The sequence below is a fragment of the Bacteroides stercoris ATCC 43183 genome (genome assembly GCF_025147325.1).
In the GTDB taxonomy this organism is placed as follows: domain Bacteria; phylum Bacteroidota; class Bacteroidia; order Bacteroidales; family Bacteroidaceae; genus Bacteroides; species Bacteroides stercoris.
The window spans coordinates 3428165-3453303 of sequence record NZ_CP102262.1; the positions used below are offsets into that span (position 1 = coordinate 3428165).

Below are 25139 nucleotides of genomic sequence, written 5' to 3' on the forward strand. Positions count from 1 at the left end.
ATTTTCACTTGTTATACCTATGGAATTTACATTTAAAATAAAATAAGATGAAAATAGAAAAGATTATCGGACGTGAGATTCTTGATTCAAGAGGAAACCCTACCGTAGAAGTTGATGTAATATTAGAGTCCGGCTTTATCGGCCGCGCTTCCGTACCCTCCGGTGCATCCACTGGCGAACATGAAGCCCTAGAACTGCGTGACGGTGATAAAAAACGTTATGGTGGCAAGGGAGTACTGAAAGCCGTTAACAATATTAATAATATCATCGCTCCCAAGTTGATTGGCATGTCGGTTCTTGAACAAATGAGTATCGACCATACCATGCTGGCCTTGGACGGCACAAAGACCAAATCCAATCTGGGTGCAAATGCAATCTTGGGGGTTTCGCTTGCCGTAGCCAAAGCAGCGGCGGCATACCTTGATATCCCCCTTTATCGCTATATCGGTGGAACAAATACATATGTAATGCCTGTTCCGATGATGAATATCATCAATGGCGGTTCGCACAGTGATGCCCCCATCGCTTTCCAGGAATTTATGATACGTCCGGTAGGGGCGAATTCTTTCCGTGAAGGTCTGCGTATGGGCGCAGAAGTGTTCCACGCCTTAAAGAAAGTATTGCATGACCGCGGACTTAGTACTGCTGTAGGCGACGAAGGCGGTTTCGCTCCCGACTTGACAGGCACAGAAGACGCTTTGGACTCGATCATTGCTGCCATTAAGGCTGCCGGCTACGAACCAGGCAGGGATGTGATGATTGCCATGGACTGCGCTTCTTCCGAATTCTATCACGACGGCATTTACGATTACAGCAAATTCGAAGGTGAGAAAGGCAAAAAACGTACAGCCAACGAGCAGGTAGATTATCTGGAAGAGTTGATTGACAAATATCCTATCGACTCTATCGAAGACGGCATGAGCGAAAACGACTGGGATGGCTGGAAGAAACTGACCGACCGCATCGGAAACCGCTGTCAACTGGTAGGTGACGACCTATTTGTCACCAATGTAGATTTCCTTGCCATGGGTATCGAAAAAGGTTGCGCAAACTCCATACTGATTAAGGTAAATCAAATCGGCTCCCTGACAGAAACGCTGAATGCCATCGAAATGGCGCACCGTCATGGCTACACAACCGTTACATCCCATCGTTCCGGCGAAACGGAAGATTCCACGATTGCAGACATTGCCGTAGCCACCAACAGCGGTCAAATCAAGACCGGTTCTTTAAGCCGTTCAGACCGTATGGCTAAATACAATCAGTTGTTGCGCATCGAAGAAGAGATAGGCAATAACGCTGTATACGGATACAAAAGAATAAAATAAGTGCCGTTTTCAAACTGAACCGAAATATCATAAAGACAAAGAGATATATCATCGCTGATATATCTCTTTTTTTGAGCCTCTTGTCGGATTCGAACCAACGACCCCGAGATTACAAATCACGTGCTCTGGCCAACTGAGCTAAAGAGGCGGGTGGGTAAGCTATCTACATCGCGCCGCTACAACCAACTACCTTTGCTGCGATCAAGCCCTGGAGGATTCGAAGGGAGCTGGCCGTATAGGACTTACCCGTTTTGCGAGTGCAAAGGTAGATAAAAATTTTAAATCTGCAATACCTTCCCCTAACTTTTTTCAACTTTAACAAGAATACAGGGTCTATAACCAATATTATTTATAACTTTGCGCCATATTTCTAAGAAAAATGGCAGAAAATAAAGGTTACATGCAATATGCAATGTTGTTCGGCACCTATTTGGGAGGATATTGGATTTTAAAATTCATCCTCTTCCCTTTAGGATTGACAATTCCGTTTTTATCTTTCCTTTTCGTAGGGCTCACGTTATGTGTCCCTTTCATGGGCTATTATTATGTACGAATGTATCGTAATACTGTATGCAGCGGCAGTATCAGTTTCTTGCATGCATGGATATTCACAGTATTCATGTATATGTTTGCCGCATTGCTGACGGCAGTGGCACACTACATTTATTTCCGTTTCATCGATCATGGTTTCGTTATCAATGCCTACGAATCTCAAATTGATATCTTAAACAAAAGCGGTGTACCGGACATAGAAGCCTATACAAACATGTTTCAAGAAACATTGGAGACTGTGAAATCGCTCACTCCCATAGATATCACCATGCAACTGGTGTCATGGAATGTATTTTGCGGTTCATTGCTCGCGCTTCCTACCGCCTTATTTGTAATGAGGCGTAAAAAGGAATGACAAGAACAGACAAATTTCAAATAAATCAGGTATAGTATAATATAGTAAAATCGTAAATAAGCAAATGGATATTTCAGTTGTCGTTCCTTTATATAATGAAGAGGAGTCTCTTCCGGAATTGTTTGCATGGATTGAACGGGTAATGAAAGCCCATGACTTTTCTTATGAAGTTATTTTTGTTAACGACGGAAGTACCGACCGTTCCTGGCAAATAATAGAGCAATTACAAACAAAATCTGATAAAGTGCGCGGAATAAAGTTCCGTCGCAATTATGGCAAATCACCGGCTCTCTATTGCGGTTTTGAACAGGCCCAGGGCGATGTTGTGATTACAATGGACGCCGACCTGCAAGACAGTCCTGACGAAATACCGGAACTATACCGCATGATTACGGAAGATGGCTACGACCTGGTGTCCGGCTGGAAGCAAAAAAGATACGATCCGCTGTCAAAGACCATACCGACAAAACTGTTCAACGCTACGGCACGCAAGGTTTCCGGCATAAAGAACCTGCACGATTTCAATTGCGGCCTGAAAGCCTATCGCAAAGATGTTATAAAAAACATAGAAGTGTACGGCGAAATGCATCGCTATATCCCCTACCTGGCAAAGAATGCCGGTTTCAAGAAGATTGGCGAGAAAGTCGTACGCCATCAGGCACGGAAATTTGGCAAGACAAAATTCGGCGGGTGGAATCGTTTCTTCAACGGATACCTGGACTTGATATCCCTCTGGTTCCTTTCCACCTTCGGCATCAAGCCTATGCACTTCTTTGGCATATTGGGTTCGCTGATGTTCTTCGTCGGATTCGTTGCCGTCATTATTGTCGGCGCCAGCAAGCTGTATTACATGAATCAAGGGATGCCCTACCGCCTTGTGACAGATTCTCCCTATTTCTACCTGTCACTGACATCCATGATTATCGGCACGCAGTTATTTGTGGCAGGTTTTCTCGGAGAGCTGATATCCCGCAATGCACCAGAACGCAATAAGTACCAAATTGAGAAAATGATTTAACCATGAAAACATTAGTCAGATTTATAATGTTCGGGGCTGTTCTTTTCCCTGTTTTCAGTATAGTAATATCCTGTTCGGAAGAAGCGGACTGTTCAATGACAACGCGAACCATGATGCAATGTTACCTATATACATTGGATCCTGACACCAAAGTGGTATCCAATGATACCTTAGACTCTTTAACGGTTACTGCCTTTGGCACGGATTCCGTCATCATCAACAATCAAAAAAAAGTGCACGATCTCTCGTTGCCACTGAGATATACCGCCGACTCCACCGTACTCGTGTTTCATTACAGCAAGACATTGACAGATACGCTTGTTATTCACCAAACCAACACACCTTACTTCTTGTCAATGGATTGCGGTTATCAAATGAAACAAGCCATAACAGATGTCCGATACAGTCGCCACAGTCTTGATTCTATTCGCGTTGCAAATAAAGAAGCCGGAATTTATGGAGCAGAAAATCTTAAACTATTCTATTAGTCTGGCGTTCTGTTTGCTGCTGTCTCTTCCATTACAGGCACAAAACAGTGACATTTCCGCCCCGCCGGCAAACACTCCGCCCAAAAAGGAGAAAAAAGAGGCCAAAGAGGAAGTGCACTATCCGCTGTACAATGGTATTTCTGTCAGTGTAGATTTATGGGGACCCGGAAGCAAACTGTTCGGGAGTGACTTTTTCAGCAGTGAGGTAGCCGTCGATGTCAATCTTAAAAATCGCTTTTTCCCGATTGTAGAATTAGGATATGGCAATACTGATACTTGGAGCGACAAAGGAATACATTATAAAACCGGTGCTCCCTATTTCCGTATCGGTATGGACTATAATGCGCTTTATAACAAAAAGCACGGACATATGATACTCGTTGGCCTGCGCTATGCGGCAACGAGCTTTAAATATGATGTAGAAGCGTTAGGCATCAACGACCCTGAATACGGGGGAAGTTTGGGTAATCCGAATTTGATAGACGGCATTTGGGGAAACAGCCTGCCTTTTAATTATAAAGGAATGAAAGGCTCGATGCAATGGGCCGAATTTTGTGTCGGTATACGGGCGCATGTATGGAAAGACCTGTATATGGGTTGGGCGTTACGTTTCAAATTCCGTATGAGTTCTTCCGTTGCCGAGCATGGTGATCCATGGTACGTACCGGGCTACGGAAAGTACAATGGAAACACAACTGGGGTTACCTATACAATAACTTATAAACTACCATTCTAAGAGATAATGACAGGATTAGAAATCTGGTTGCTTGCCATAGGACTTGCTATGGACTGTTTCGCTGTATCCATAGCCAGCGGCATTATATTAAAACGTGTTCAATTGCGCCCGATGCTGATAATGGCATTGGCTTTCGGCTTTTTTCAGGCACTCATGCCATTGCTTGGCTGGATAGGCGCCAGTTTTTTCAGCCATCTCATTGAAAGTATAGACCATTGGATAGCTTTTGCCATTTTAGCTTTTCTGGGTGGACGTATGATTATGGAATCTTTCAAGGATGAAGATTGCCGGCACGAGTTCGATCCTACCAAGCTGAAAGTAGTAGCGGCATTGGCGGTAGCCACCAGCATCGATGCCTTGGCGGTAGGTGTTTCGTTCGCTTTTCTGGGAGTTTGCAACTTTGCATCCATTCTGTCCCCTATCAGCATCATAGGATTTGTGTCGTTTGCCTTATCACTAGCAGGATTGATGTTCGGCATCCGGTGCGGATGCGGCATCGCCCGCAAGCTGCGTTCCGAACTGTGGGGCGGCATTATCCTCATCGTTATCGGAACGAAGATATTGATAGAGCACTTGTTCTTTTAAATGAAGAGTGAAAAACGAAGAAACGGCAGGCTGTCCGATAAAAGGCAGTCTGATAGAAGGATAAAAAAAGAAGATCGCTTAATTTATTTATACAGCATCATACATTCATTATGGAGAAGAAAGCACAACGTAATTTTTTATGGGTTGCCCTGCTTGCCCTCGGCACTATCGGAATACTTGCACGCCACAACCGCGCTGTTCCTTATCAAACTGTCAGCGGACTGATATTCGGAACGGTCTATAACATAACCTATCAGTACGACAGCAATTTGAAAGCCGAGATAGAAGCTGAGCTTAAACGGTTTGACGGTTCTCTATCTCCGTTTAACGATACGGCAACGATTACGCGCATCAACCGGAACGAAGAAATCATTCCCGATACTTTCTTCACCAACGTATTCCGCCGCAGCATGGAAATCTCCCGGGAGACCCAAGGTGCTTTTGACATTACGGTAGCCCCGCTTGCCAACGCATGGGGATTCGGATTTAAGAAAGGCGCATTTCCCGACTCTGCTATGATAGACAGCTTGCTGGACATCACAGGCTACCCGAAAGTATCGTTATCCGCCGACGGAAAAGTTATCAAACAGGATTCCCGCATCATGCTTTCGTGCAGCGCCGTAGCCAAAGGCTATGCAGTAGATGTCATTGCACAATTGCTGGAAAAGAAAGGCATCGGCAATTTCATGGTAGATATAGGCGGAGAAGTGGTGGTGCGCGGAGAAAACCCGAAAAAAAGTTTATGGCGCATCGGAATCAACAAGCCGATAGACGACTCGCTCGCCGTAAACCAAGAATTGCAGACCATACTGCAAGTTACCGATGTGGGCATAGCCACTTCGGGAAATTACCGAAACTATTACTACAAAGACGGCAAAAAATATGCCCATACTATAGACCCGCGCACAGGCTATCCGGTGCAGCACAGTATCCTGTCGGCCACAGTGATTGCCTGCGACTGCATGAGTGCAGATGCCTATGCCACTGCTTTCATGGTCATGGGCCTGGAAGAAGCCGAACGCTTTGCCGATTCACACCCCGACCTCGACGCATGCTTCATATATGCGGACGAAAAAGGGGAACTCCGGATGTTCTACACGAAAGGAATGGATAAATATATGACGGTAAAATAGCGATTCGTCCCGGTTTTCATCCTCCGCGAAGTTTTATTTTGAAAAACATCTGTCACGCTATCACAAAAATAAGATAATAAGCTATCATACAATAGACTATAGCGTGACAGATAAGTATGACAGATAAAAATCCTTACAAGTAGCAGTCACACGTTGTGTCGTCCTGTATCGTCCAGATTTCGGCTGAGCAGTTCAACAGCTCCGAAATGAGAGAAAGTACACCTACTTGTTTATTCAACAGCCAAACAATAGCCAACGCATTAGTTATCAGCATAAAACTTTTAGTTCAGGCGGCAAAAACAAAAAGTTTCCCCTGATAAAGCTACCGGTTCCAACCGTTAGACATCACATTCATCCTATTTATAAAAGACAAAATATACCGCCAGTACCAGACAAACGAAAGCTGCAAAATGATTCCAATGCAGAGATTCTCCTTTAAACAGTACGGTAGTGAATATTGTAAAGATGATAAGCGTCACTACTTCCTGGATAACCTTAAGCTGCATCAACGAAAAAGGACCGCCATTGCCTATGAACCCGATGCGATTGGCAGGAATCTGAAATGAATACTCCGCCAACGCTATCATCCACGAGAACAAAATAACGGCATAGAGAGGCCAGTTGGAGATAACTTTCATCTCCTGCAACTTCAAATGCCCGTACCAGGCAAACGTCATGAAGACATTGGATACAATTAAAAGTAAAATGGTGTAAAAAGCTTTCATATAATGATTAGTGATTAGAAATTGCTTGTCAACGGCTTGTCCCGCCTTCATTCTTCCGGGGCAGCAACTCTTCCTGCACATTGCTCATGCTCCCCCACAAACTGTACCGGGCTTCGGGATTCATCTCTTCCAGACGATGCAGGATACCTTTCATCACGCTCCGGCTCGACTGCGACTCGTAAGGACAATTCTTCACCTGCTTCCGATAGTTTCTTATCGCCGCCAATTCCGCCAAATCTGATTCGTGCACAAGACACATCGGGCGGATAATCGTCATGTCGAACTTCTTCATTACCAGCCGCGGCGGCATCGAACCGAACGCCCCCTGATACGTAATATTCATCAGCAACGTTTCCAGAATATCATCCATGTGATGCCCCAAGGCTATTTTGTTACACCCCTGTTCCTTTGCCACAGTGAACAAAGCCTTGCGCCGGTTCCACGAACACAGGAAACAAGGAGACTTGCGGGTATCCGTACTCGCATCGAACTCCGTTTCGTACAGCACGAAAGGCACTCCCTGCGACTCCGCATAGCTTCTGAGGTAATCCGTATCGCTCTGATAAGAGATATTTCTCATTACCACATGGGCAGCAACCACCGAAAACCGTGGCTTCAGAATCCGGGAACGACGCGCCAACAGTTCCACCAACGCCAAAGAGTCCTTGCCGCCGGAAAGCCCGATAAGGATTTTATCGCCCTCTTCTATCAGTCCGTACTCCACCACTCCTTTGGCAAAGCGTTTCTCTATACGCCGTAATGTCTTCTCTTCCTCTGTAAATAGTGCCATAAAAATCAGTTGAAAATTGGCTGCAAAAGTAACTGAAAAGAATCATTTAAAGAAGAATTAACATAATAGAATTACGGAAAAGAGCTTTATTCCGGATTAATTCGTATTTTTGAACTCATTAAAAAAGATTTTTTAGTATGAAGAATAAATATATATTGCTTTTCTTGTTTGGTTTCTTTGGAATACATGCTTCAGCACAAACCCTTGCCCAAGCAAAAATACTCTATGAAAAAGGACAATACGAACAGGCAAAGCCCGTTTTTAAGAAATTTGTAAAATCACAACCTAATAACGGGAATTATAATTTGTGGTATGGCGTATGTTGTCTGAATACGGGAGAAGCGGAAGAAGCTATAAAGTATCTGGAAACAGCCGTAAAACGCCGGGTCACCAGCGGACAACTTTATTTGGCACAGGCTTATAATGCCATTTACCGATTTGAAGATGCCGTCGGCACTTACGAAGACTATATTGCAGAACTGACAAAAAGAAGACGTTCGACCGCTGAAGCCGAAAAACTTCTGGAAAAGAGCAAAGCCAACCTCCGTCTGCTGAAAGGCGTAGAAGAAGTGTGCTTCATCGACAGTTTTGTCGTAGCCAAGAAAGATTTTCTCGAAGCGTACAAAATCAGTCCTGAATCCGGGAAATTGTTCATGTACGATACCTACTTTGAAAATTCCAATAGCAAAGGTGGCACTGTATATGAAACGGAGTTAGGGAATAAAATCTATTATAGCGAGTTACAGAAAGACAGTACGCTCAACATCTTATCGCGCAATAAAATGATGGACGAATGGGGCAAAGGCAATATGCTCCCCGGCAGTATCAACGAGTCCATGAATGCCAGTTATCCATACGTATTGGCTGATGGCATCACTATCTATTATGCAGCAGACGGTCCTGCATCAATGGGTGGGTACGATATTTTTGTAACACGCTACAATACAAACACAGACACTTATCTGACCCCGGAAAATGTAGGCATGCCTTTCAATTCGCCTTATAATGATTATATGTACGTTATAGACGAATTCAACAACCTCGGCTGGTTTGCATCAGATCGTTATCAGCCGGAAGGCAAAGTATGTGTATATGTATTCATTCCTGCCTCATCCAAACAAGTATACAACTATGAAAGCATGGATAAAAACAAACTGATAAAGCTTGCCCAACTCCATTCCATCAGAGATACCTGGACGAATGAAAGCCTGGTAGCCGATGCAAGGAAACGCCTGCAGGAAACGATGCAGGAAAAAACGGAAATAAAGAAACGGCACGAATTTGAGTTTGTAATTGATGACAGGAATATCTATCATTATGCTGCCGATTTCCGCTCTCCGCAAGCAAAAGCGCAATTCAGGAACTATCTCCAACTGAAAGAAAGCTATAACCAGCAACAAAATAAACTGGAAAATATACGCATCCAATATTCGCGTGCCAACCAGAACGAAAGAAACAAAATGGCTCCGGCTATACTCGATTTGGAAAAACGAGTGCTACAGTTGGCAAACGAAGTAGACCGTACTGCTATCCAAGTGCGGAAATTAGAAAAGCAAACCATTAAATAGAACAGTTATGGACATATTCATCATCGCAATTTTAATCGTTGCAGCAGTTATACTGTTCCTCGTAGAGCTATTCATCATACCAGGCATCAGCATTGCCGGACTTTTGGCAGGCGGTTGCATCATTTATGCCAACTACTACGCTTTTGCCAATTTAGGAGCAACAGCCGGATTCATCACACTTGCCATATCCATCATCACCTGCGTTGGTTCATTAGTGTGGTTCATGCGTTCCAAAACCCTGGATAAGATAGCTTTGAAGAAAAACATCACTTCAAAAGTAGACCGTAGTGCCGAAGAGAAAGTAAAAATTGGCGATACCGGCATTACCACTACCCGTCTTGCCCTCATTGGGTATGCCGAAATAAATGGTGATATTGTAGAAGTAAAATCCACAGACGGTTTTCTGAATGAGAAAACTCCCATTATAGTAAACCGCATTACAGACGGAGTGATACTTGTGGAGAAAAACAAACCGTAAATTGCAAATCATTAAATAAGTAATCATTAATAACTAAAATCATGGATCCAAGCACAATGTATCTCACTGCCTTCACTATCATAGGCGGTATCATTTTCCTGGTACTATTTTTCCACTATGTACCGTTTTTCCTATGGCTGTCTGCCAAAGTCTCAGGAGTCAACATATCACTGGTTCAACTGTTTCTGATGCGTATTCGTAACGTGCCGCCCTATATTATTGTGCCTGGCCTGATTGAAGCACATAAAGCCGGCTTGAGCAACATCACCCGCGATGAACTGGAGGCACACTATCTGGCGGGCGGACACGTTGAGAAAGTAGTGCATGCTTTGGTATCCGCTTCGAAAGCCAACATTGAATTGCCTTTTCAAATGGCCACTGCCATTGACCTTGCCGGACGTGATGTGTTTGAGGCAGTCCAAATGTCAGTAAACCCAAAGGTGATTGATACCCCGCCCGTCACAGCCGTGGCAAAAGACGGTATCCAGTTGATTGCCAAAGCCCGTGTAACCGTACGTGCCAATATCCGCCAGTTGGTAGGTGGTGCCGGAGAAGATACAATCCTTGCCCGTGTAGGCGAAGGTATCGTATCGTCTATCGGTTCTTCCGAAAACCATAAATCGGTTTTGGAAAATCCCGACTCCATTTCCAAATTAGTGCTTCGCAAAGGATTGGATGCCGGTACGGCTTTTGAGATCCTGTCTATTGATATTGCCGACATCGACATAGGCAAGAACATCGGTGCAGCTTTACAGATAGACCAAGCAAATGCGGACAAAAATATCGCTCAAGCAAAAGCCGAAGAGCGCCGTGCCATGGCCGTTGCCAGCGAGCAGGAAATGAAAGCCAAAGCACAGGAAGCACGCGCTAAAGTTATCGAAGCCGAAGCTGAAGTGCCTAAGGCTATGGCAGAAGCTTTCCGCAGCGGCAATCTGGGCATAATGGATTATTACCGGATGAAAAACATCGAGGCCGACACTTCGATGCGCGAGAACATTGCCAAACCGGTAACCGGTACATCCAACCAGCCATTGAGCAAATAAACCGGTAAAGTTACCTATATAAACGAACTTATAATACCTCGTAACATGAAAAAGTATTTTGCATCTTCCGAACTTATTATCAACGAAGACGGTTCCGTGTTCCATTTACACGTAAAGCCTGAATGGCTGGCAGATAAAGTAATCCTCGTAGGTGACCCCGGCCGGGTAGCATTGGTTGCTTCACATTTCGAGAATAAAGAATGTGAAGTGGAGAGCCGCGAATTCAAGACAATTACAGGTACTTATAAAGGTAAACGAATCACCGTTGTTTCCACTGGTATCGGTTGCGATAACATTGATATTGTTATGAACGAATTGGACGCACTCGCTAACATCGACTTCCAGACGAGAGAGGAAAAGCCCCAACTGCGTCAATTGGAACTGGTCCGTATCGGTACGTGTGGCGGTTTGCAACCTTACACGCCCGTAGGAACTTTTATATGTTCTGCCAAATCCATTGGTTTCGACGGCCTGCTGAACTTCTATGCCGGACGTAATGCAGTTTGCGACCTGCCCTTTGAACGCGCTTTCCTCAACCACATGGGATGGTCGGGAAACATGTGTGCTCCCGCCCCTTACGTAATTGATGCCAATGCCGAATTGATAGACCGTATAGCGGGAGATGATATGGTACGAGGCGTCACCATCGCTGCCGGCGGTTTCTTCGGTCCGCAAGGACGTGAACTGCGTGTTCCCCTGGAAGACCCGCATCAGAACGAAAAAATCGAGCAATTCGAATACAACGGTTATAAGATTACCAATTTCGAAATGGAAAGTTCCGCACTGGCCGGCCTCAGTCGTTTGATGGGGCATAAAGCCATGACTGTCTGCATGGTAATTGCCAACCGATTAATTAAAGAAGCCAACACCGGATATAAAAATACAATTGACCATCTTATTCTTAAAGTACTCGAACGTATTTAAATATCTTATCGGATATAAAATCAGGAGAAAGCACTATCTTTGCGTCATAAAACAAGCTGTAAATAATGAACCAAGATACTATCTGCGCCATAGCTACCGCCCAGGGCGGGGCTATTGGATGTATTCGCGTTTCCGGACCGGAAGCTATCGAAATCACATCTTGTATTTTTACTCCTGCCGCTACTAATAGAGAGTTAGGGGACAGCAAGCCTTACACACTTACTTTTGGACGGATTTATGACGGCTCTGAAGTTATAGATGAAGTACTCGTTAGTCTGTTTCGTGCTCCTCACTCCTATACTGGTGAGAACAGTACGGAAATCACTTGCCACGGTTCTGCCTATATTCTTCAGAAAGTATTACAACTACTCATCAAGAATGGTTGTCGCATGGCTGCCCCAGGCGAATATACCCAGCGTGCATTTCTAAATGGGAAAATGGACCTGAGTCAAGCAGAAGCAGTTGCTGATCTGATTGCCTCATCGTCTGCAGCGACCCACCGTCTTGCCATGAGCCAAATGCGGGGCGGTTTCAGTAAGGAACTTGCTACCTTACGTGACCAATTACTCCATTTCACCTCACTCATCGAATTGGAATTGGATTTCAGCGATCACGAGGAACTGGAATTTGCCGACCGCTCCGAACTTTGCCAACTAGCGAACAACATAGAGAAAGTCATAGCTCGTTTGGTTAATTCATTCAACGTAGGTAACGCCATCAAAAACGGCGTTCCTGTAGCCATTATCGGTGAAACGAATGCAGGAAAGTCTACATTGCTCAATGTCTTACTTAATGAAGACAAAGCTATTGTTAGCGACATTCATGGCACTACACGGGATATAATAGAAGATACTGTCAATATAGGTGGCATTACTTTCAGATTCATCGACACAGCAGGTATTCGTGAAACTAGTGATACAATTGAAAGCCTCGGTATCGAACGCACTTTCCAAAAGTTGGATCAAGCAGAAATTGTCCTTTGGATGATTGATGCTACGAATGCCCAAGCTCAAATAACACAGTTGGCCGGTCAACTCCTTCCCCGTTGTGAAAGAAAGCAGCTTATCCTTGTTTATAACAAAGCCGATTTAGTGGATAATATACAGAATAGTATTCCTGACAATTTTCCTGATAATGTACAGTCAATCACCCTATCCGCAAAAAAAAGAGAACATATCGAAGAACTTCAACGAATGCTGATAACATCTGCCCATCTTCCTACAATTACGCAAAATGATGTTATAGTTACTAATGTACGCCATTATGAGGCATTAAACAATGCATTAGAAGCTATCCATCGAGTGCAAGAGGGTCTGACTAATAATATTTCCGGTGATTTCATATCACAAGATATTCGGGAATGTATTTTCCACTTGAGCGATATTGCGGGAGAAGTGACAAATGATATGGTATTACAGAATATATTTCAGCACTTTTGCATCGGAAAATAACCTATCATAAACAAAGAAATAATATCTATCACAAAACCGTTATAATACGCTCTATTATAGCGGTTTTTCTTTCTCTCTATTTTATCGTTATTTACTTTTATTATCCGTTTATTTATCGTATATTTGTACCACTTATGTACCACAAGGAAAAATCGGGATTATTTGTACCACATTAGTACGAATTTTATCTCCCATTTGGATTATGATAGAATGACATAAAATCTCTGTTTTAGACTAAAATAGACTAATGTGGACTAAAATGGACTTAAAAGGGTGCGAAATGATAGAAGTATGAGAGCAAAAGAACCGATAAAGAAGATATGCGAATATTGCGGATGCGAGTTTGAAGCGTACACGCAAAATGCTCGTTATTGCTCCCATGATTGCAACAGAAAGGCATACCGGGAGATTAAGCGTAAAGAGGTCATATCCTTTACTGCCTCTATGGCATCCCAAACGAAACGAGAACGGGCAAAGGTAGATTTATCGGAACGAGAATACCTCAGCATATCGGAAGCTGCCAATTTATTAGGATGGTGTAAACAGAGCGTTTATAACTATTGCCACAAAGGTATCATCCCAGCGAAGAGATTATCCAAGCGCACGACATTGATACGCAAAAAGGACATTGAAGCCCTCTTTGAAGCCGTAGAGCCTTACGAAGTGCTGACTACTGGAGAGCGTAAACCTATTGATGAGTGGTACACCATAGACGAAGTGACGGAGAAATATGGTTTGCTCCGGCATAGGATAAGGAAGATTATCAATGCGGAGGGCATACCCACAAAGAAAGCAGGAACACGCACTTTGATAGCCAAAGGCAAGATGGATGCGTATTTCAGAAAAAAAGGCTTTGACGCTACCCTATCCAACCTTGCGGAGTGGATAACAATAGCCGAAGTCATGGAAACATACAACATGACAGAATATGGAGTGAGGACGTTTGTTTCACGGTACGCAATACCCAAGAAACGGCTTAACGGCAAGCTCTATTATAGCAAACAGCATATTGACAAACTAAAGAACAAAGAGATATGAGGAAAGCAAAGGCAACAAAGGTTACATTACGTTTTCGGATGCTCACCACCGGAAAGGAAACTCTTTACCTTGATTATTACCCCGGCATCCCTAACCCCAAGACAGGCGAAACAATGCGCAGAGAGTATTTAGGTATGTACGTTGTTCCTTTGAAGAAAAGGACAGGTGAGCTTCAAACTAATAAAGATGGCTCACACAAGTATAACGAGGAAGATGCGGAAACCATACGTTTAGCTGAAATCATCCGAGCCAATAGACAAAATGAACTAAGCAAGGCGGAAATCTACACGGAGGCAGAAGCGGAACTACTCAAAGCTAAAGAACGCAGCAAGGGGGATTTTATAGCTTACTTCCGTGATTGTGCAAAGGATAAGAAAGAATCCAATTACAACAACTGGATGAGTGCGCTAAAACATTTGCAAGATTATACCAAGAAATCAGACAATACCACAATAAAGCGATTTTGTGATATTGATTTGCTTTGGTGTGAAAGATTCCGTGATTATCTCTTGAACGTAAGAACACACAGAAGCGACAAGGTTGTATTATCCAACAATACGGCTGCTGCCTACTTCCTTAAATTCAAGATAGCATTGAAATCAGCTTATAAATATGGGTATCTGCCTAAGAATATTAACGAAGATTTGAAAGGCATTAAAGAGAAGGAATCACGCAGAGAGTTCTTGACACTTGACGAGCTCAAACGGCTGGTAGAAACACCTTGCACTAACCCAGTATTGAAACGTGCAGCTCTGTTTTCAGCTCTTACAGGTCTAAGACATTCGGACATACGCAAAATGAAATGGGGTGAACTGGGTGAGGATAACGGTAAGTTTACGCTGAAATATACCATCCAAAAAACAAGCAAGTACGATGAGTTACCCATATCTGAACAAGCCATGCAACTATGTGGAGAAAGACAGAAACCGGACGCACTTGTTTTTGATGGGCTGGTATATTCCGCTTATGCTAACAAGGCTTTAGCTCAATGGCTGGGTGCGGCAGGTATTACAAGGGACGTAACATTTCATTGCTTTAGTCATATCAAATCTTATTACTCATTGGGAACAAGGGAATTACAAAAGCTTTCAGATTGATAGGTAACGATATAGAAACCAGCAGATTTCTATATTTTTTCTTGTTTTGCATTAACCCAAAGAACGCTCTATTAAATGCAAAAATACGGAGTATTTCGATAATTGCCAAAACAATTATTAGGGAAAAAGGAATAGTAAACAAGCTTTTCAAACGAAGAACAATACTGTGCATATTAGTTTTTATATCATCCCTTGCTTATGGAGAAAAGCTAGATGGACTGCAAAATATGGATAATGTCCAGTGTCTACTTTCTCTATATCTTCATTGCAGAATTTTGGTAAAATCGTTTATTGCTTTGACTTCTTATTTTCGATTATCGCTCCAAATCTATTGCAATACCAACAAATTTAAGTGAGTCTAGTAATTAAGTCATTTATCAATATATTGAAAGAAATGTATCTATCTTGAATTTTTTGTTTACTGTGCATTGTGATTGCACAGAATTGCGCTATCTTTACAAAAGATTATAAACCAATTGATTTTTAGAACATGGTTAATATATGCAATAGTGAACAGCATGTTGTTTTGATGAGGATTTTGGATGCTCGTAACAGACCGTCCATAACCCCAGATATGCCCCTTTGGAAACTTAAATTAACCGAGGAAGAATATACAAACTTAAAGGAGACTCTTGCCCAAAATGCGTATCGATTAGAAGATTTTGGAATTGAGGCGGCCTTGTGTTACGCTGAATGGTGGAGAAGAGACTATAATGGAGGAATTCCTTCCAGAGAAGATGTTGCAGTCGGATTAGGACTGCCTCATTATTGTTGGGAGCAACTATATAAAGCTGCACGTCATGGGCTTAAAAGTCATGGATTTGCATTTATTCACTCTCTCAAGGGGAATGAATATTTTAGAACTTTATTAAATCAAGGAGGTCTTCCTGTAAATTACATAAAGAACGGAACTAATCTTAGCGGGTTTTCACGTTTTCTCATTGGATTGGTTGAAGAATTGTCTTCAATAAATATTGATTGGGATGATAATAATATAGATTTAATCAAGAATTTTAATTGTATAGCTTATCTTGGGAAAGCATTCAAAAATGACAATATTTACGATGTTTCATTACAGATCGCTCATGCAATCATATCCGAAGAAGACCGCTGGCTACCATATGATGATACGGATTCCTCTTTGTCGGAACTGACTAAATCATTAAAAAGAGAATACCGGCGAGTTAAGAGTGAACATAGAACTAAACCACTTTCTCTAAGTTGGAAACTACGTTTGACCTCAAGTGAAACTGCAAATCTTTTTGTCAATTTAAATATAGTAAAAGAGATTTCATCAAAATCTATTGAAGGTCTAAACTATCAATCGTGCTACACCTTCGATGTGTTTGTCTCTGGTATACTTGTTGGAAAGTATGTAAGAAAATCCCTAGTTAAAGATGACGTAGGAGAGGTTATCGGTGCGATATATTCTCGTATAACTGTTGGCGTAGCAAATGATATAAAGTGGAGTGGAGAACCTGTAGTTGAAGTTAAGATCAGGTGTGACAACGATGACAGATTGTTTCCAACTTTATGTGGTAGTTATCCTCCGAATTTTGAATGCCCTCAGGTTTTCCAAATGCTTGATGATAATGTATATTCTTTGAAATCGACAGTGAATGCTGAAAATAATATAGCAGTTTTCTCCACTAATTGGAAGTGTGATGGTAGTCATAAACTATTACTAAATGGAGAACTTTATTCGGCGATTAAGTTTACTGATAAAGTAGATTTACACAATTGCATGTCGAATGAGGATATAACCATAACCAATGAATTCACGCCTTATAGTGCTGAATTCAGAGGTACATATATACAATGGGTAGAGCAATCTAATTTTAAGTTATTGACTCGCATTCCAGTAATAAGCGTTTTTGACCAAACTGGCACCAGAGTCGGGAATATCAAGCCTAAATATCGTATTCATAATAGTAAAGCTGAGTGGCGGAACTTGTCCAATTCATGCCTTTTGCCATTTGGGCTTGTTGATATCAAGGTTGAATTTCCTGACAATAAATACGTGATGGAAACATTTTATTTCATAGACGATATGACATTTGCCTCTCGCAACGAAACGATGTTTTCCACAGAACTACACCTAGATTCTCGCCATGTTATCTCTGCAAAAGTTGATGAGTGCGAAAACTTATCTGTTGAAATGACGGATAAAAATACCTGGAGGATTTCCAGAGATGCCTGTGCTTCTAAATATTCTCCTACGTGTAATTTAAAAATAATTGCCGAGAATAATCCTCCTTTGAAAGTATCTGTTGTAGTACCGTTTGAGGGTATAGTAATATCTGATTTGGAAGGGAAAATTGTGCCATCAGGAAAAATCATATCTTATGATAACCTGAGATATTTTAATATAATCAGTCATGGACAGTCTGGTATGATAGATGTGACTTACAAATCTGATAAAATAGAGGATGACGATACAATCAAGCATCTTAAGAGTCCAGTAATTGAAGGTATAGTTCCATTATCCGATTATCGTGATTTGTTTGCAAGAATGTTTCAATTATATGGTGCAAATACTTTTGACCGTAGTAGTTCCATAGAACTAAAAATATGTGACAAACGCATCTATATAAGAAAATTTGTTCTTGATAGTGAGTTGAGTTCAGATAAAATTCGAATCACAGATTATACCAGTGAAGACACTTCCGATTTCATATATGACGGTGATGTATATGCACTGCCGGTTTCAGAAAATATAAAACCAGCTGAATTAGTACAAATAAAGCTTGAGCCGTATAACCGACAAATGAACTTGTTTACAATTCCTCATGAGCTTTTGAATTCGGAAGCAATCCTTTTCTCTGGTCCCGAAAGTTCGCGCAGGCTTGTTCCTAAGTATTACAATTTTGAACAAGAAGATTACAGTTCGGAAGTACGTGGAGAGATGTCTGCTGCTAACATAATACTTTGGAGTGAAAGGCTTAGCAAGGATGATGTTTTTGTCGGCGAGTATTGGGCAAAAACTGTAAAAGCATTCCGTATTATTTCAGAGTTTAATCTTCCGTTTACTACATATAATGCTTTCAAATCTATAGGTCGTGACCCTAAATTATTGGTAAACCTAATATTAGCCTGTTGGCTTAATGGCGCTTCCGATGTTCTCATTCAAGAAATTGACCGTTTTGAAGATGAATTAAACATTGCAGTACATTGGATTCCGCACACTGTATGGGGAGAATGTATTGAGAGTTTCATACGTTTGCTTCCCCCAACACTTATTAATATAATGAATACAAAATTAGGTGAGATTACAGAATTGATAAATGCACTTTTCAACGCTACACTATCTGCAGAAGTTGCGTCTGAACTTACCCAATATGTTGCGGGAGGGAATATCGGAGATGCCCGGATTTTCTCAAGAGCTGACATTAATCAATTTAAATCAAAAATACATGGATATACAGATAACAATATAGACCTACCTATAACCCGATTTGTACTTCAAAATAAATATTATGTAGACCAAGAGATGCACAAGTCTTATCGTGTAATGATAGAGTCCGCAATGTGTGCTGCGGAAAATTTCGCACAAGTAAAAAATCACACAAATCTTTTTTTATTAGAAAGTCGAGACTATGCTCGTATCACTAATTTTTACCGAAAATACTTTAAAGAAACCTACAGTAAGATATTTATCGGAACTGTAAAACAAATTGTAAACAAATGAATATGAATTATTTTTCATTCTACAATAAGGCCAAGGAATTATTAATAGATTCTCTTGCCTCTCTTTGGTTCAAGGGTCAAGCCCAAGAACAAGAATATATCAAGAGGATTTTGACTAAGGATGAGCCTCTTTTTGCAGAACCTGTATTCCAATCAATATTCCCTTGGGAGGAGAGTGCCGACAGTTTTGAGGAACATTCTTCTAAACTCAGATTGTTAACTCCTTCATTTGTTAATGCACTGAGTAGCGAAGGAATTGACAAGGATTTGAGATTTCCATTAGACAGGCATCCTTATAAGCATCAAACAGAAAGCTGGAGAACTATGCTTTCTTCTCGACCACAAACCATTGTTGTGACTACCGGAACAGGATCAGGTAAAACAGAATGTTTTATGATACCAGTTTTGCAAGATTTGGCTAAAACCAATGAAAAAAATTGTGTTCAGGCCATATTCCTTTATCCTTTGAATGCACTGATGAAAAGCCAACAGAAACGTATTCATGCTTGGTGCAAAGCTCTTCCCGAAAAGGTTACCTATGCGATATATAATGGAGAAACCGACAAAGAAAATCGGTCTGACAGATATACTACATCTCATTATCCACAGCTCGTAACAAGGCCTCAAATAAGGAAAACTCCGCCTCAGATTCTCTTTACTAATCCAACTATGCTCAACTATATGTTGGTACGAGCAGAAGACCGTGAAATCTTGGAAAAATCCAAAGGTAAGCTCAAATGGATTCTTTTAGATGAAGCACATACTTATACTGGCTCTTCAGCCGCTGAATTATCATTGCAAATCCGTCGTGTACTAGATGCTTTTGGCGTAACTATTGATCAAGTAAATTTTGCTGTAACATCAGCGACTATCGGTGATGAAAGTGACCCCAAAACGACGATAAAGCTAAAAACTTTTGTGTCTCAACTCACTGGAAAACCATTTGAAGATATAAAAATAATTAGTGGTAAGCGCATTATTCCAGAACTAAACAAGGGAATTGCAGAAGATCAATTGTCCAAAATAAACAAAAAGTTTAGTATCGAATTGAGTTATTCTGACATTGAGAAGTTGAGAAAAAAGCTTAACTCTTCGCCGGTATTGAAAGCAAAGGAAATCGGTCGTATGCTTGATAAAGGAATCGGGAAAAATGTGGATGCCTCATTGGAAATAATAGATGCTCTCGGAGAAAAAGTGAAAGGTCTAAACAAAGGAGGCGGCCTTGGAGCTTTATTGCCAACACGTGCTCATTTATTTGTTAGATCGATAAGTGGAGTGTATGTTTGCACCAATCCTGATTGTCAACGTCATAAGGGATATAGATTATCGATAGGAAGTCTGACAACATATCAAAATATGAATTGTCCAGTTTGTAAATCAAAGATGCTGGAACTTGCTACATGTTCGTCTTGCGGCTCTCCCATTATAGTGGGTGAAACAAACACAACTAAGGGATTTAGGATGCACACCAATGTAATTGATCTTGACAAGAGTCTTTTCTATGAGCAAAAGGAAGATCTCATTGATTTGGAAGATATGGGAAATATAGAAGATGTTGAGCAAAATGAGGCGGATGGCTTTTCTCGCTTCTTTTTCGCCATTCCGAAGAAAGCATGTTTAAGGAAAAATGCGAATAGAACATATCACATCTTCAATCATCAGAATGGTAAAATAGAACTTGTCCCTGAAGACAATAGAAGCAACAAGTGTTTTACTTCTTTAAAAAGTGAAGAAAGTATTCCTGTAATATATCAATCTCTTCGACACTCAGGAGATAATCATGTTCTTTGTCCTCATTGTGGCAATAATCTCAGCGAGTTTAAAAACCTTGATTATCTCAGAATAAGTGCTACTCAAATTGGACGTACTTTAGCAACATTGCTTCTTGATAATGCCGAACCCATTGACAGTAATGACGCAGACGTTGTATATGAAGGCCGAAAGTATATAACATTTACCGATAGCCGTCAAGGGTCTGCACGTTCTGCAATGGGACTTAATCAGGATGTAGAACGTTCATGGATTCGAGCTTCCATTTTTCATAAACTTGCCGATATGCGTTTGAATGATGTGAAACCTGGTGGTCTGACTCCTGATGAGGAAGCAGAATACAATGCATATCTGAGTATTCGGGAACATCTTCCGACCTTACTTTTTGAAAAATTTAAACAACTTGAAAAAAAAAAGAATGGCATACCAGTAATCCCCAATCCAGAGGAGGTATCATGGGGGCAAATAAGCCAGTCTCTTGAAAATGACTCAAATTTCAAGAAGTTGTATGAACATGTTGATAAAGCACGTGGCAGAAAAAATTTCAAGAATGCAACGGACTATCTGAAAGCACTTCTTGTCGACCAATTCGGATGGATTCCTAAACGGGCGAACTCATTGGAAACGATGGGATTCGTACGTCTTGTCTATCCAGCACTTAAAAATGCGAAATGCCCAGCACTCCTTCAGAAAAGATGTACAGACACCGACTGGCAGAATTTTCTCAAGATCTGTATGGATTATGTCATTCGTGGAGGTCGTCATTATATGCTTTCTGGAGCTTATAAAGATTACCTTACACAAAATAAGTACTGTTCTCCTATATATCCTTCAAATTCAGAACTGAGGAAGAATGGGAGCCCTGTATCGAAATGGTTTAAAGTCAATGTAAGTTCAAAAGGTATTAATGAGAATCAGAATAGACTCGTTCTTCTTCTGTGTGCAGTTCTAGATTATGATGATATTTCTCAAATCAATCAAATAAAGATTGCTGACATCAACTCAATACTTGATGCCGCATGGGATTTCCTGAAACAAAATGTTCTTGAAGCAACAGATGTAGAAAATCAAGGATATATGCTCGATCTCATGGGGGATAAAGTTAAGCTGCAACTTATCGAAAAAGGTTATCTCTGTCCTGTTGACAATGTTATTATAGATGCGCCGTTCTGTGGCTATAGCCCAAGAATGAACGGTTACATCGGTCGTGAAAATTTCGATAGATTCAAAATCAAGACGGAGTTTGTAAATCCGCTTTTCCCATTCAAGTCTGCGGATCAGACAGAAAAGAATGTCATGGAATGGATTGAGAAGAACTTCTCTGAACAAAAGGCTGCTGGTGTGTTCGGGGTTATGAACTCCAGAGTATTTGCTTCAAAACCGATTTTTATATCGGCTGAACATTCAGCTCAGCAATCGTCAGAAGATCTTGACCGATACGAAAGAGAGTTTAATGAGGGGAAAATCAATATTCTTTCTTGCTCAACAACAATGGAGATGGGGGTCGATATTGGTGGTATTACAGAAGTCGTCATGAATAATGTGCCGCCAAAATCGTCAAATTACCTTCAGCGTACGGGACGTGCAGGACGAAGAAGTGAAACTAAAGCCTTGGCTTTAACTGTTTGTGCTCCCAATCCTATTGGAACTCATACATGGAACAATCCAGATTATCCGATTACACATGTAACAGAAACTCCATTGTTAAAATTGGAAAGCCGTCAGTTGATTCAACGTCATGTTAATGCGATGGTATTCGCATCCTTTGTAGCAGATCAAGGGGGAATCAGGGTTACGGCAACTCTTAGGGATTTTTTTGTCACGGCAGAAGGGATGTCTTTCTTTGATAAGTTTCTAAATTATATTGATAGTGTAATCAGCGGAAAGGTTGAACGTCTTCAAGAACCATATTTAAAATTAATCAAGGGAACAAGTCTCGCTCAGATAACATTGGCGGATGTCGCACAAGTAGTCAAAAAAGACATAGTTGCTGTTTACAATGTCTTTGATGCTCATAAAGGAGCTCTTGCAAAGGCGATTGAATCTCTGAAGAATGAATCAGGAACGACCAATGCTATTAAAGCTATAGAGAAACAAGAGGAAAATTTTTTTAAGACCTCGATGTTGTCATATCTTGCTGAAAATTCTTTTCTGCCAAGTGCAGGTTTACCCTTAGGACTAGTTGAGTGTCTGCTAGGCGGTAAGGAAAAGGTTGACGGTAACTCACCGACATTGCATATAAGTCAGGCCATCTCCTCTTATGCTCCCGGTAATCCAGTAGTGAAAAACGAATGGGTCTATGAGACCAATGGTATTCGTCTGAAGACAAAATACGATGACAGCACTTCAAGGTATATCATACAGAATTGCACTCATTGTGGTTATACAACTATTATCTATGGAAGTGCTAAGACGGATTGTCCCAAGTGCGGTCGGCATGGAACTATGCATGGCATAAAGGACATCTCACTATCGACAGATCAGCGTTTTACAGAGGTCGTTGAACCTGCTGCGTTCTCCGTAGCATGGGATTCGACCCCGACTCGAAAAATGGACTCTCTCGGCAGTATGAATTTCATTCAGCCTATTTTGCTTGAAATGGATGCCTGGCTTCTGAAGACAAATTCTGCAAAAATGTCTATCCGCTGTTCAACGCCAAGGTCTGAGATTCTCTTTTATAATAAAGGAACGAATGGGTATGGATATGCTTTCTGTCCTTATTGCGGTAGAATGAAATCAGAAAAATCACCAGACACCACAGAGCGGATGCTGTCGCACCATAAACATCTTCTAGCTTCGACCTCTTGTCCCGGTGGCGAAAATGACGGTGCTGCAGTAAGACGTCATGTGTTGTTGGTCGGAAGATACCAGACTGACTTTGTTGAGATCAAGTTTTATGACAAAGACAACAATCTGGTAGAAGACACTGAGACACTCTATTCTCTCGGCGTGATTCTTAGCCGTAAACTCACGGAGCTGCTCGGTGTCAACGATGGAGAAATTGAATTCGGCTATGATGGCATAAATCATTCTATTTTCATATATGATACTGCTCTCGGTGGTGCAGGTTATTCATTGCTCTTCCGAGAATATAAAGATGAAGTCCTAAAAATGGCTTTGGAGACTCTTGAAAGATGCGACTGTGAACGGTCTTGCACGAAGTGCCTTATAGATCGCAGATCGCAATGGTATACGAACTATCTTAACCGGCCTAAGGCTCTAGAATGGTTAAGACAGGAAGTCAAGGCCCGTGTTGCCCCAAAGGAAATTATTTATTTAATGCCTGATTCTCATGTTGTGACATCAGACATCACGACCGAGTTTTATCAGCTCACACGGAACAAGGACATCTCTGGTATCAGAATATTTGTCAACGACAACATTTCTCAATGGGATGCGGAAACATTCCCATTTAAAAAAATTCTCACAGAACTATCTCTAGAAGGAGTTGACGTTGCCTTTATACTGCCAAGCGTACCAGATGTAAAATCGCTCTCGTCAGCAGACAGTGCAACTTTAATTGCGGAGGTATTTAAAACCAACTTTAAATGTCTTGAAAACACACTGCCGACAGGATTATTTCCGTTGATGGTCGTGATTATGAATGACGGAATCGTCAAAACATACTTTGGAAAAAATATTGATACATCCTATTCTAAGAATTGGGGAAGTGGAGATGTATTCATAACCACACAGCCAAATTCATTGTCCTATGCCGACATAAATAGAATGCAACTGTTGAGCGCCTTTTCATCGGACGATTCTTCCTTTATGTTCGAATATAGAATAAGAGAACACAGCTCGTTGGGTCGTTTTTTTGATTCTCTGAAAGCTCCGGAAACTGGTAATTGGAATAGAATAATATCTAACCTACGAGGCAAGGCTGTTTCTATTGAATATTCTGATAGATACCTAAAAACGCCCTTAGGCTGTATGCTTTTGGCAAAAATGATTTCCAGTCTGAAGAATGAAGCAGATTTAGTTCTGGTATCAATTAAAGTTATTGTCACAAATATCGTCTCAATTAATGACCCAGATATGGCAGTAAATGCTATAAAAGATTTTACCAACGGTAAGAAGAGAAATCATTTCCTGAAGGATGCTATATTTGAACTGACCGGGATAGAACCGGAAATTCAAGATACAGGTTATGTTGAGCATGAACGGTGTCTGACGGTTAAAGCGGATAATGCAGAAATCTGTATACGTCCAGACGCAGGTATAGCAAAAGGATGGGCACCATTTGGAAGAGATAACGCTGAATGTACCGACCGCGATTTCAGAGAAGATTGGAATATAGATCTCGAACTGTTCAACAAACAGCAGATAGGAAACGGAATACTTTACACCATCTCATATAAGCAACTCTAACA

18 protein-coding genes and 1 tRNA gene are annotated in these 25139 nt (G+C 41.4%); 16 read left to right on the forward strand and 3 right to left on the reverse strand.

Annotated elements, in window-relative coordinates; genetic code table 11:
* Positions 1–47: 47 nt before the first annotated feature.
* On the forward strand, positions 48–1328 hold the full coding sequence (eno, locus tag NQ565_RS14355) for a phosphopyruvate hydratase (protein ID WP_005652086.1): 1281 nt from the start codon (positions 48–50) through the stop codon (positions 1326–1328).
* A gap of 74 nt (positions 1329–1402) precedes the next feature.
* Here the strand turns inward: eno and NQ565_RS14360 are convergent.
* Positions 1403–1476 (reverse strand) — tRNA-Thr (locus tag NQ565_RS14360).
* A 231-nt stretch (positions 1477–1707) separates the two neighbouring features.
* Here NQ565_RS14360 and NQ565_RS14365 point away from each other — a divergent pair.
* The 6 genes from NQ565_RS14365 to NQ565_RS14390 all read left to right on the forward strand — a co-directional run bounded on the left by NQ565_RS14365 (position 1708) and on the right by NQ565_RS14390 (position 6195).
* The gene (locus tag NQ565_RS14365) at positions 1708–2235 is read left to right on the forward strand and encodes a DUF4199 domain-containing protein (RefSeq protein ID WP_005652088.1); all 528 of its coding nucleotides are present in this window, start codon (positions 1708–1710) and stop codon (positions 2233–2235) included.
* Positions 2236–2299: 64 nt separating this feature from the next.
* Entirely contained in the window at positions 2300–3253 is a 954-nt protein-coding gene (locus NQ565_RS14370; RefSeq protein ID WP_005652091.1) for a glycosyltransferase family 2 protein, read from the forward strand.
* Positions 3254–3255: 2 nt separating this feature from the next.
* Positions 3256–3741, forward strand: coding sequence for a DUF6452 family protein (locus NQ565_RS14375; protein ID WP_005652093.1), 486 nt, complete (start codon positions 3256–3258; stop codon positions 3739–3741).
* Positions 3710–4477 (forward strand): DUF6048 family protein, encoded by a 768-nt coding sequence (locus NQ565_RS14380; protein ID WP_040315413.1) that lies wholly within the window; start codon positions 3710–3712, stop codon positions 4475–4477. The genes NQ565_RS14375 and NQ565_RS14380 overlap by 32 nt, the downstream gene beginning before the upstream one ends.
* Positions 4478–4483: 6 nt before the next feature.
* A complete protein-coding gene (locus tag NQ565_RS14385) occupies positions 4484–5062 on the forward strand; it encodes a manganese efflux pump MntP (protein WP_005652097.1) in 579 nt (192 codons plus the stop codon).
* 110 nt (positions 5063–5172) lie between these two features.
* Positions 5173–6195 carry an FAD:protein FMN transferase gene (locus NQ565_RS14390; RefSeq protein WP_005652098.1) on the forward strand — a complete coding sequence of 341 codons (1023 nt, stop codon included), beginning with the start codon at positions 5173–5175 and terminating at the stop codon, positions 6193–6195.
* Positions 6196–6551: 356 nt separating this feature from the next.
* Here NQ565_RS14390 and NQ565_RS14395 read toward each other — a convergent pair whose 3' ends face one another.
* Both NQ565_RS14395 and NQ565_RS14400 read right to left on the reverse strand, forming a co-directional pair.
* A complete protein-coding gene (locus NQ565_RS14395; RefSeq protein ID WP_022104723.1) occupies positions 6552–6920 on the reverse strand; it encodes a DMT family protein in 369 nt (122 codons plus the stop codon).
* Positions 6921–6948: 28 nt separating this feature from the next.
* Complete coding sequence (locus NQ565_RS14400) at positions 6949–7710, reverse strand: ATP-binding protein (protein ID WP_005652102.1); 762 nt, start codon at positions 7708–7710, stop codon at positions 6949–6951.
* Between the two features lie 137 nt (positions 7711–7847).
* Here NQ565_RS14400 and NQ565_RS14405 point away from each other — a divergent pair, with 137 nt between their 5' ends.
* The 9 genes from NQ565_RS14405 (at position 7848) to NQ565_RS14445 (ending at position 25137) form a co-directional block, all read left to right on the forward strand.
* On the forward strand, positions 7848–9278 hold the full coding sequence (locus tag NQ565_RS14405; RefSeq protein ID WP_005652104.1) for a tetratricopeptide repeat protein: 1431 nt from the start codon (positions 7848–7850) through the stop codon (positions 9276–9278).
* Positions 9279–9285: 7 nt separating this feature from the next.
* Entirely contained in the window at positions 9286–9756 is a 471-nt protein-coding gene (locus NQ565_RS14410; protein WP_005652106.1) for an NfeD family protein, read from the forward strand.
* Between the two features lie 41 nt (positions 9757–9797).
* The gene (gene floA / locus NQ565_RS14415) at positions 9798–10799 is read left to right on the forward strand and encodes a flotillin-like protein FloA (RefSeq protein ID WP_005652108.1); all 1002 of its coding nucleotides are present in this window, start codon (positions 9798–9800) and stop codon (positions 10797–10799) included.
* Positions 10800–10844: 45 nt separating this feature from the next.
* Positions 10845–11723, forward strand: a complete 879-nt coding sequence (locus NQ565_RS14420) for a nucleoside phosphorylase (protein ID WP_005652109.1) — start codon at positions 10845–10847, stop codon at positions 11721–11723.
* 65 nt (positions 11724–11788) lie between these two features.
* Positions 11789–13174: a tRNA uridine-5-carboxymethylaminomethyl(34) synthesis GTPase MnmE gene (mnmE, locus tag NQ565_RS14425; protein ID WP_005652111.1), complete on the forward strand. Its 1386-nt coding sequence runs from the start codon at positions 11789–11791 to the stop codon at positions 13172–13174.
* 291 nt (positions 13175–13465) lie between these two features.
* Complete coding sequence (locus tag NQ565_RS14430) at positions 13466–14212, forward strand: helix-turn-helix domain-containing protein (RefSeq protein WP_005652115.1); 747 nt, start codon at positions 13466–13468, stop codon at positions 14210–14212.
* A complete protein-coding gene (locus NQ565_RS14435) occupies positions 14209–15309 on the forward strand; it encodes a tyrosine-type recombinase/integrase (protein WP_005652117.1) in 1101 nt (366 codons plus the stop codon). The genes NQ565_RS14430 and NQ565_RS14435 overlap by 4 nt, the downstream gene beginning before the upstream one ends.
* A gap of 490 nt (positions 15310–15799) precedes the next feature.
* Positions 15800–18997, forward strand: a complete 3198-nt coding sequence (locus NQ565_RS14440; protein WP_004329628.1) for a hypothetical protein — start codon at positions 15800–15802, stop codon at positions 18995–18997.
* Complete coding sequence (locus tag NQ565_RS14445; protein WP_005652120.1) at positions 18994–25137, forward strand: DEAD/DEAH box helicase; 6144 nt, start codon at positions 18994–18996, stop codon at positions 25135–25137. The genes NQ565_RS14440 and NQ565_RS14445 overlap by 4 nt, the downstream gene beginning before the upstream one ends.
* Positions 25138–25139 lie beyond the last annotated feature (2 nt).

What these genes read in the sequence shown, in the direction of transcription:
- floA (WP_005652108.1), top strand. Translation starts at nt 9,798, where the DNA reads ATGGATCCAAGCACAATGTATCTCACTGCCTTCACTATCATAGGCGGT.
- NQ565_RS14395 (WP_022104723.1), bottom strand. Translation starts at nt 6,920, where the DNA reads ATGAAAGCTTTTTACACCATTTTACTTTTAATTGTATCCAATGTCTTC.
- NQ565_RS14385 (WP_005652097.1), top strand. Translation starts at nt 4,484, where the DNA reads ATGACAGGATTAGAAATCTGGTTGCTTGCCATAGGACTTGCTATGGAC.
- NQ565_RS14440 (WP_004329628.1), top strand. Translation starts at nt 15,800, where the DNA reads ATGGTTAATATATGCAATAGTGAACAGCATGTTGTTTTGATGAGGATT.
- NQ565_RS14410 (WP_005652106.1), top strand. Translation starts at nt 9,286, where the DNA reads ATGGACATATTCATCATCGCAATTTTAATCGTTGCAGCAGTTATACTG.
- NQ565_RS14420 (WP_005652109.1), top strand. Translation starts at nt 10,845, where the DNA reads ATGAAAAAGTATTTTGCATCTTCCGAACTTATTATCAACGAAGACGGT.
- NQ565_RS14435 (WP_005652117.1), top strand. Translation starts at nt 14,209, where the DNA reads ATGAGGAAAGCAAAGGCAACAAAGGTTACATTACGTTTTCGGATGCTC.
- NQ565_RS14370 (WP_005652091.1), top strand. Translation starts at nt 2,300, where the DNA reads ATGGATATTTCAGTTGTCGTTCCTTTATATAATGAAGAGGAGTCTCTT.
- NQ565_RS14405 (WP_005652104.1), top strand. Translation starts at nt 7,848, where the DNA reads ATGAAGAATAAATATATATTGCTTTTCTTGTTTGGTTTCTTTGGAATA.
- NQ565_RS14375 (WP_005652093.1), top strand. Translation starts at nt 3,256, where the DNA reads ATGAAAACATTAGTCAGATTTATAATGTTCGGGGCTGTTCTTTTCCCT.
- mnmE (WP_005652111.1), top strand. Translation starts at nt 11,789, where the DNA reads ATGAACCAAGATACTATCTGCGCCATAGCTACCGCCCAGGGCGGGGCT.
- NQ565_RS14390 (WP_005652098.1), top strand. Translation starts at nt 5,173, where the DNA reads ATGGAGAAGAAAGCACAACGTAATTTTTTATGGGTTGCCCTGCTTGCC.
- NQ565_RS14365 (WP_005652088.1), top strand. Translation starts at nt 1,708, where the DNA reads ATGGCAGAAAATAAAGGTTACATGCAATATGCAATGTTGTTCGGCACC.
- NQ565_RS14445 (WP_005652120.1), top strand. Translation starts at nt 18,994, where the DNA reads ATGAATATGAATTATTTTTCATTCTACAATAAGGCCAAGGAATTATTA.
- NQ565_RS14400 (WP_005652102.1), bottom strand. Translation starts at nt 7,710, where the DNA reads ATGGCACTATTTACAGAGGAAGAGAAGACATTACGGCGTATAGAGAAA.
- NQ565_RS14430 (WP_005652115.1), top strand. Translation starts at nt 13,466, where the DNA reads ATGAGAGCAAAAGAACCGATAAAGAAGATATGCGAATATTGCGGATGC.
- NQ565_RS14380 (WP_040315413.1), top strand. Translation starts at nt 3,710, where the DNA reads ATGGAGCAGAAAATCTTAAACTATTCTATTAGTCTGGCGTTCTGTTTG.
- eno (WP_005652086.1), top strand. Translation starts at nt 48, where the DNA reads ATGAAAATAGAAAAGATTATCGGACGTGAGATTCTTGATTCAAGAGGA.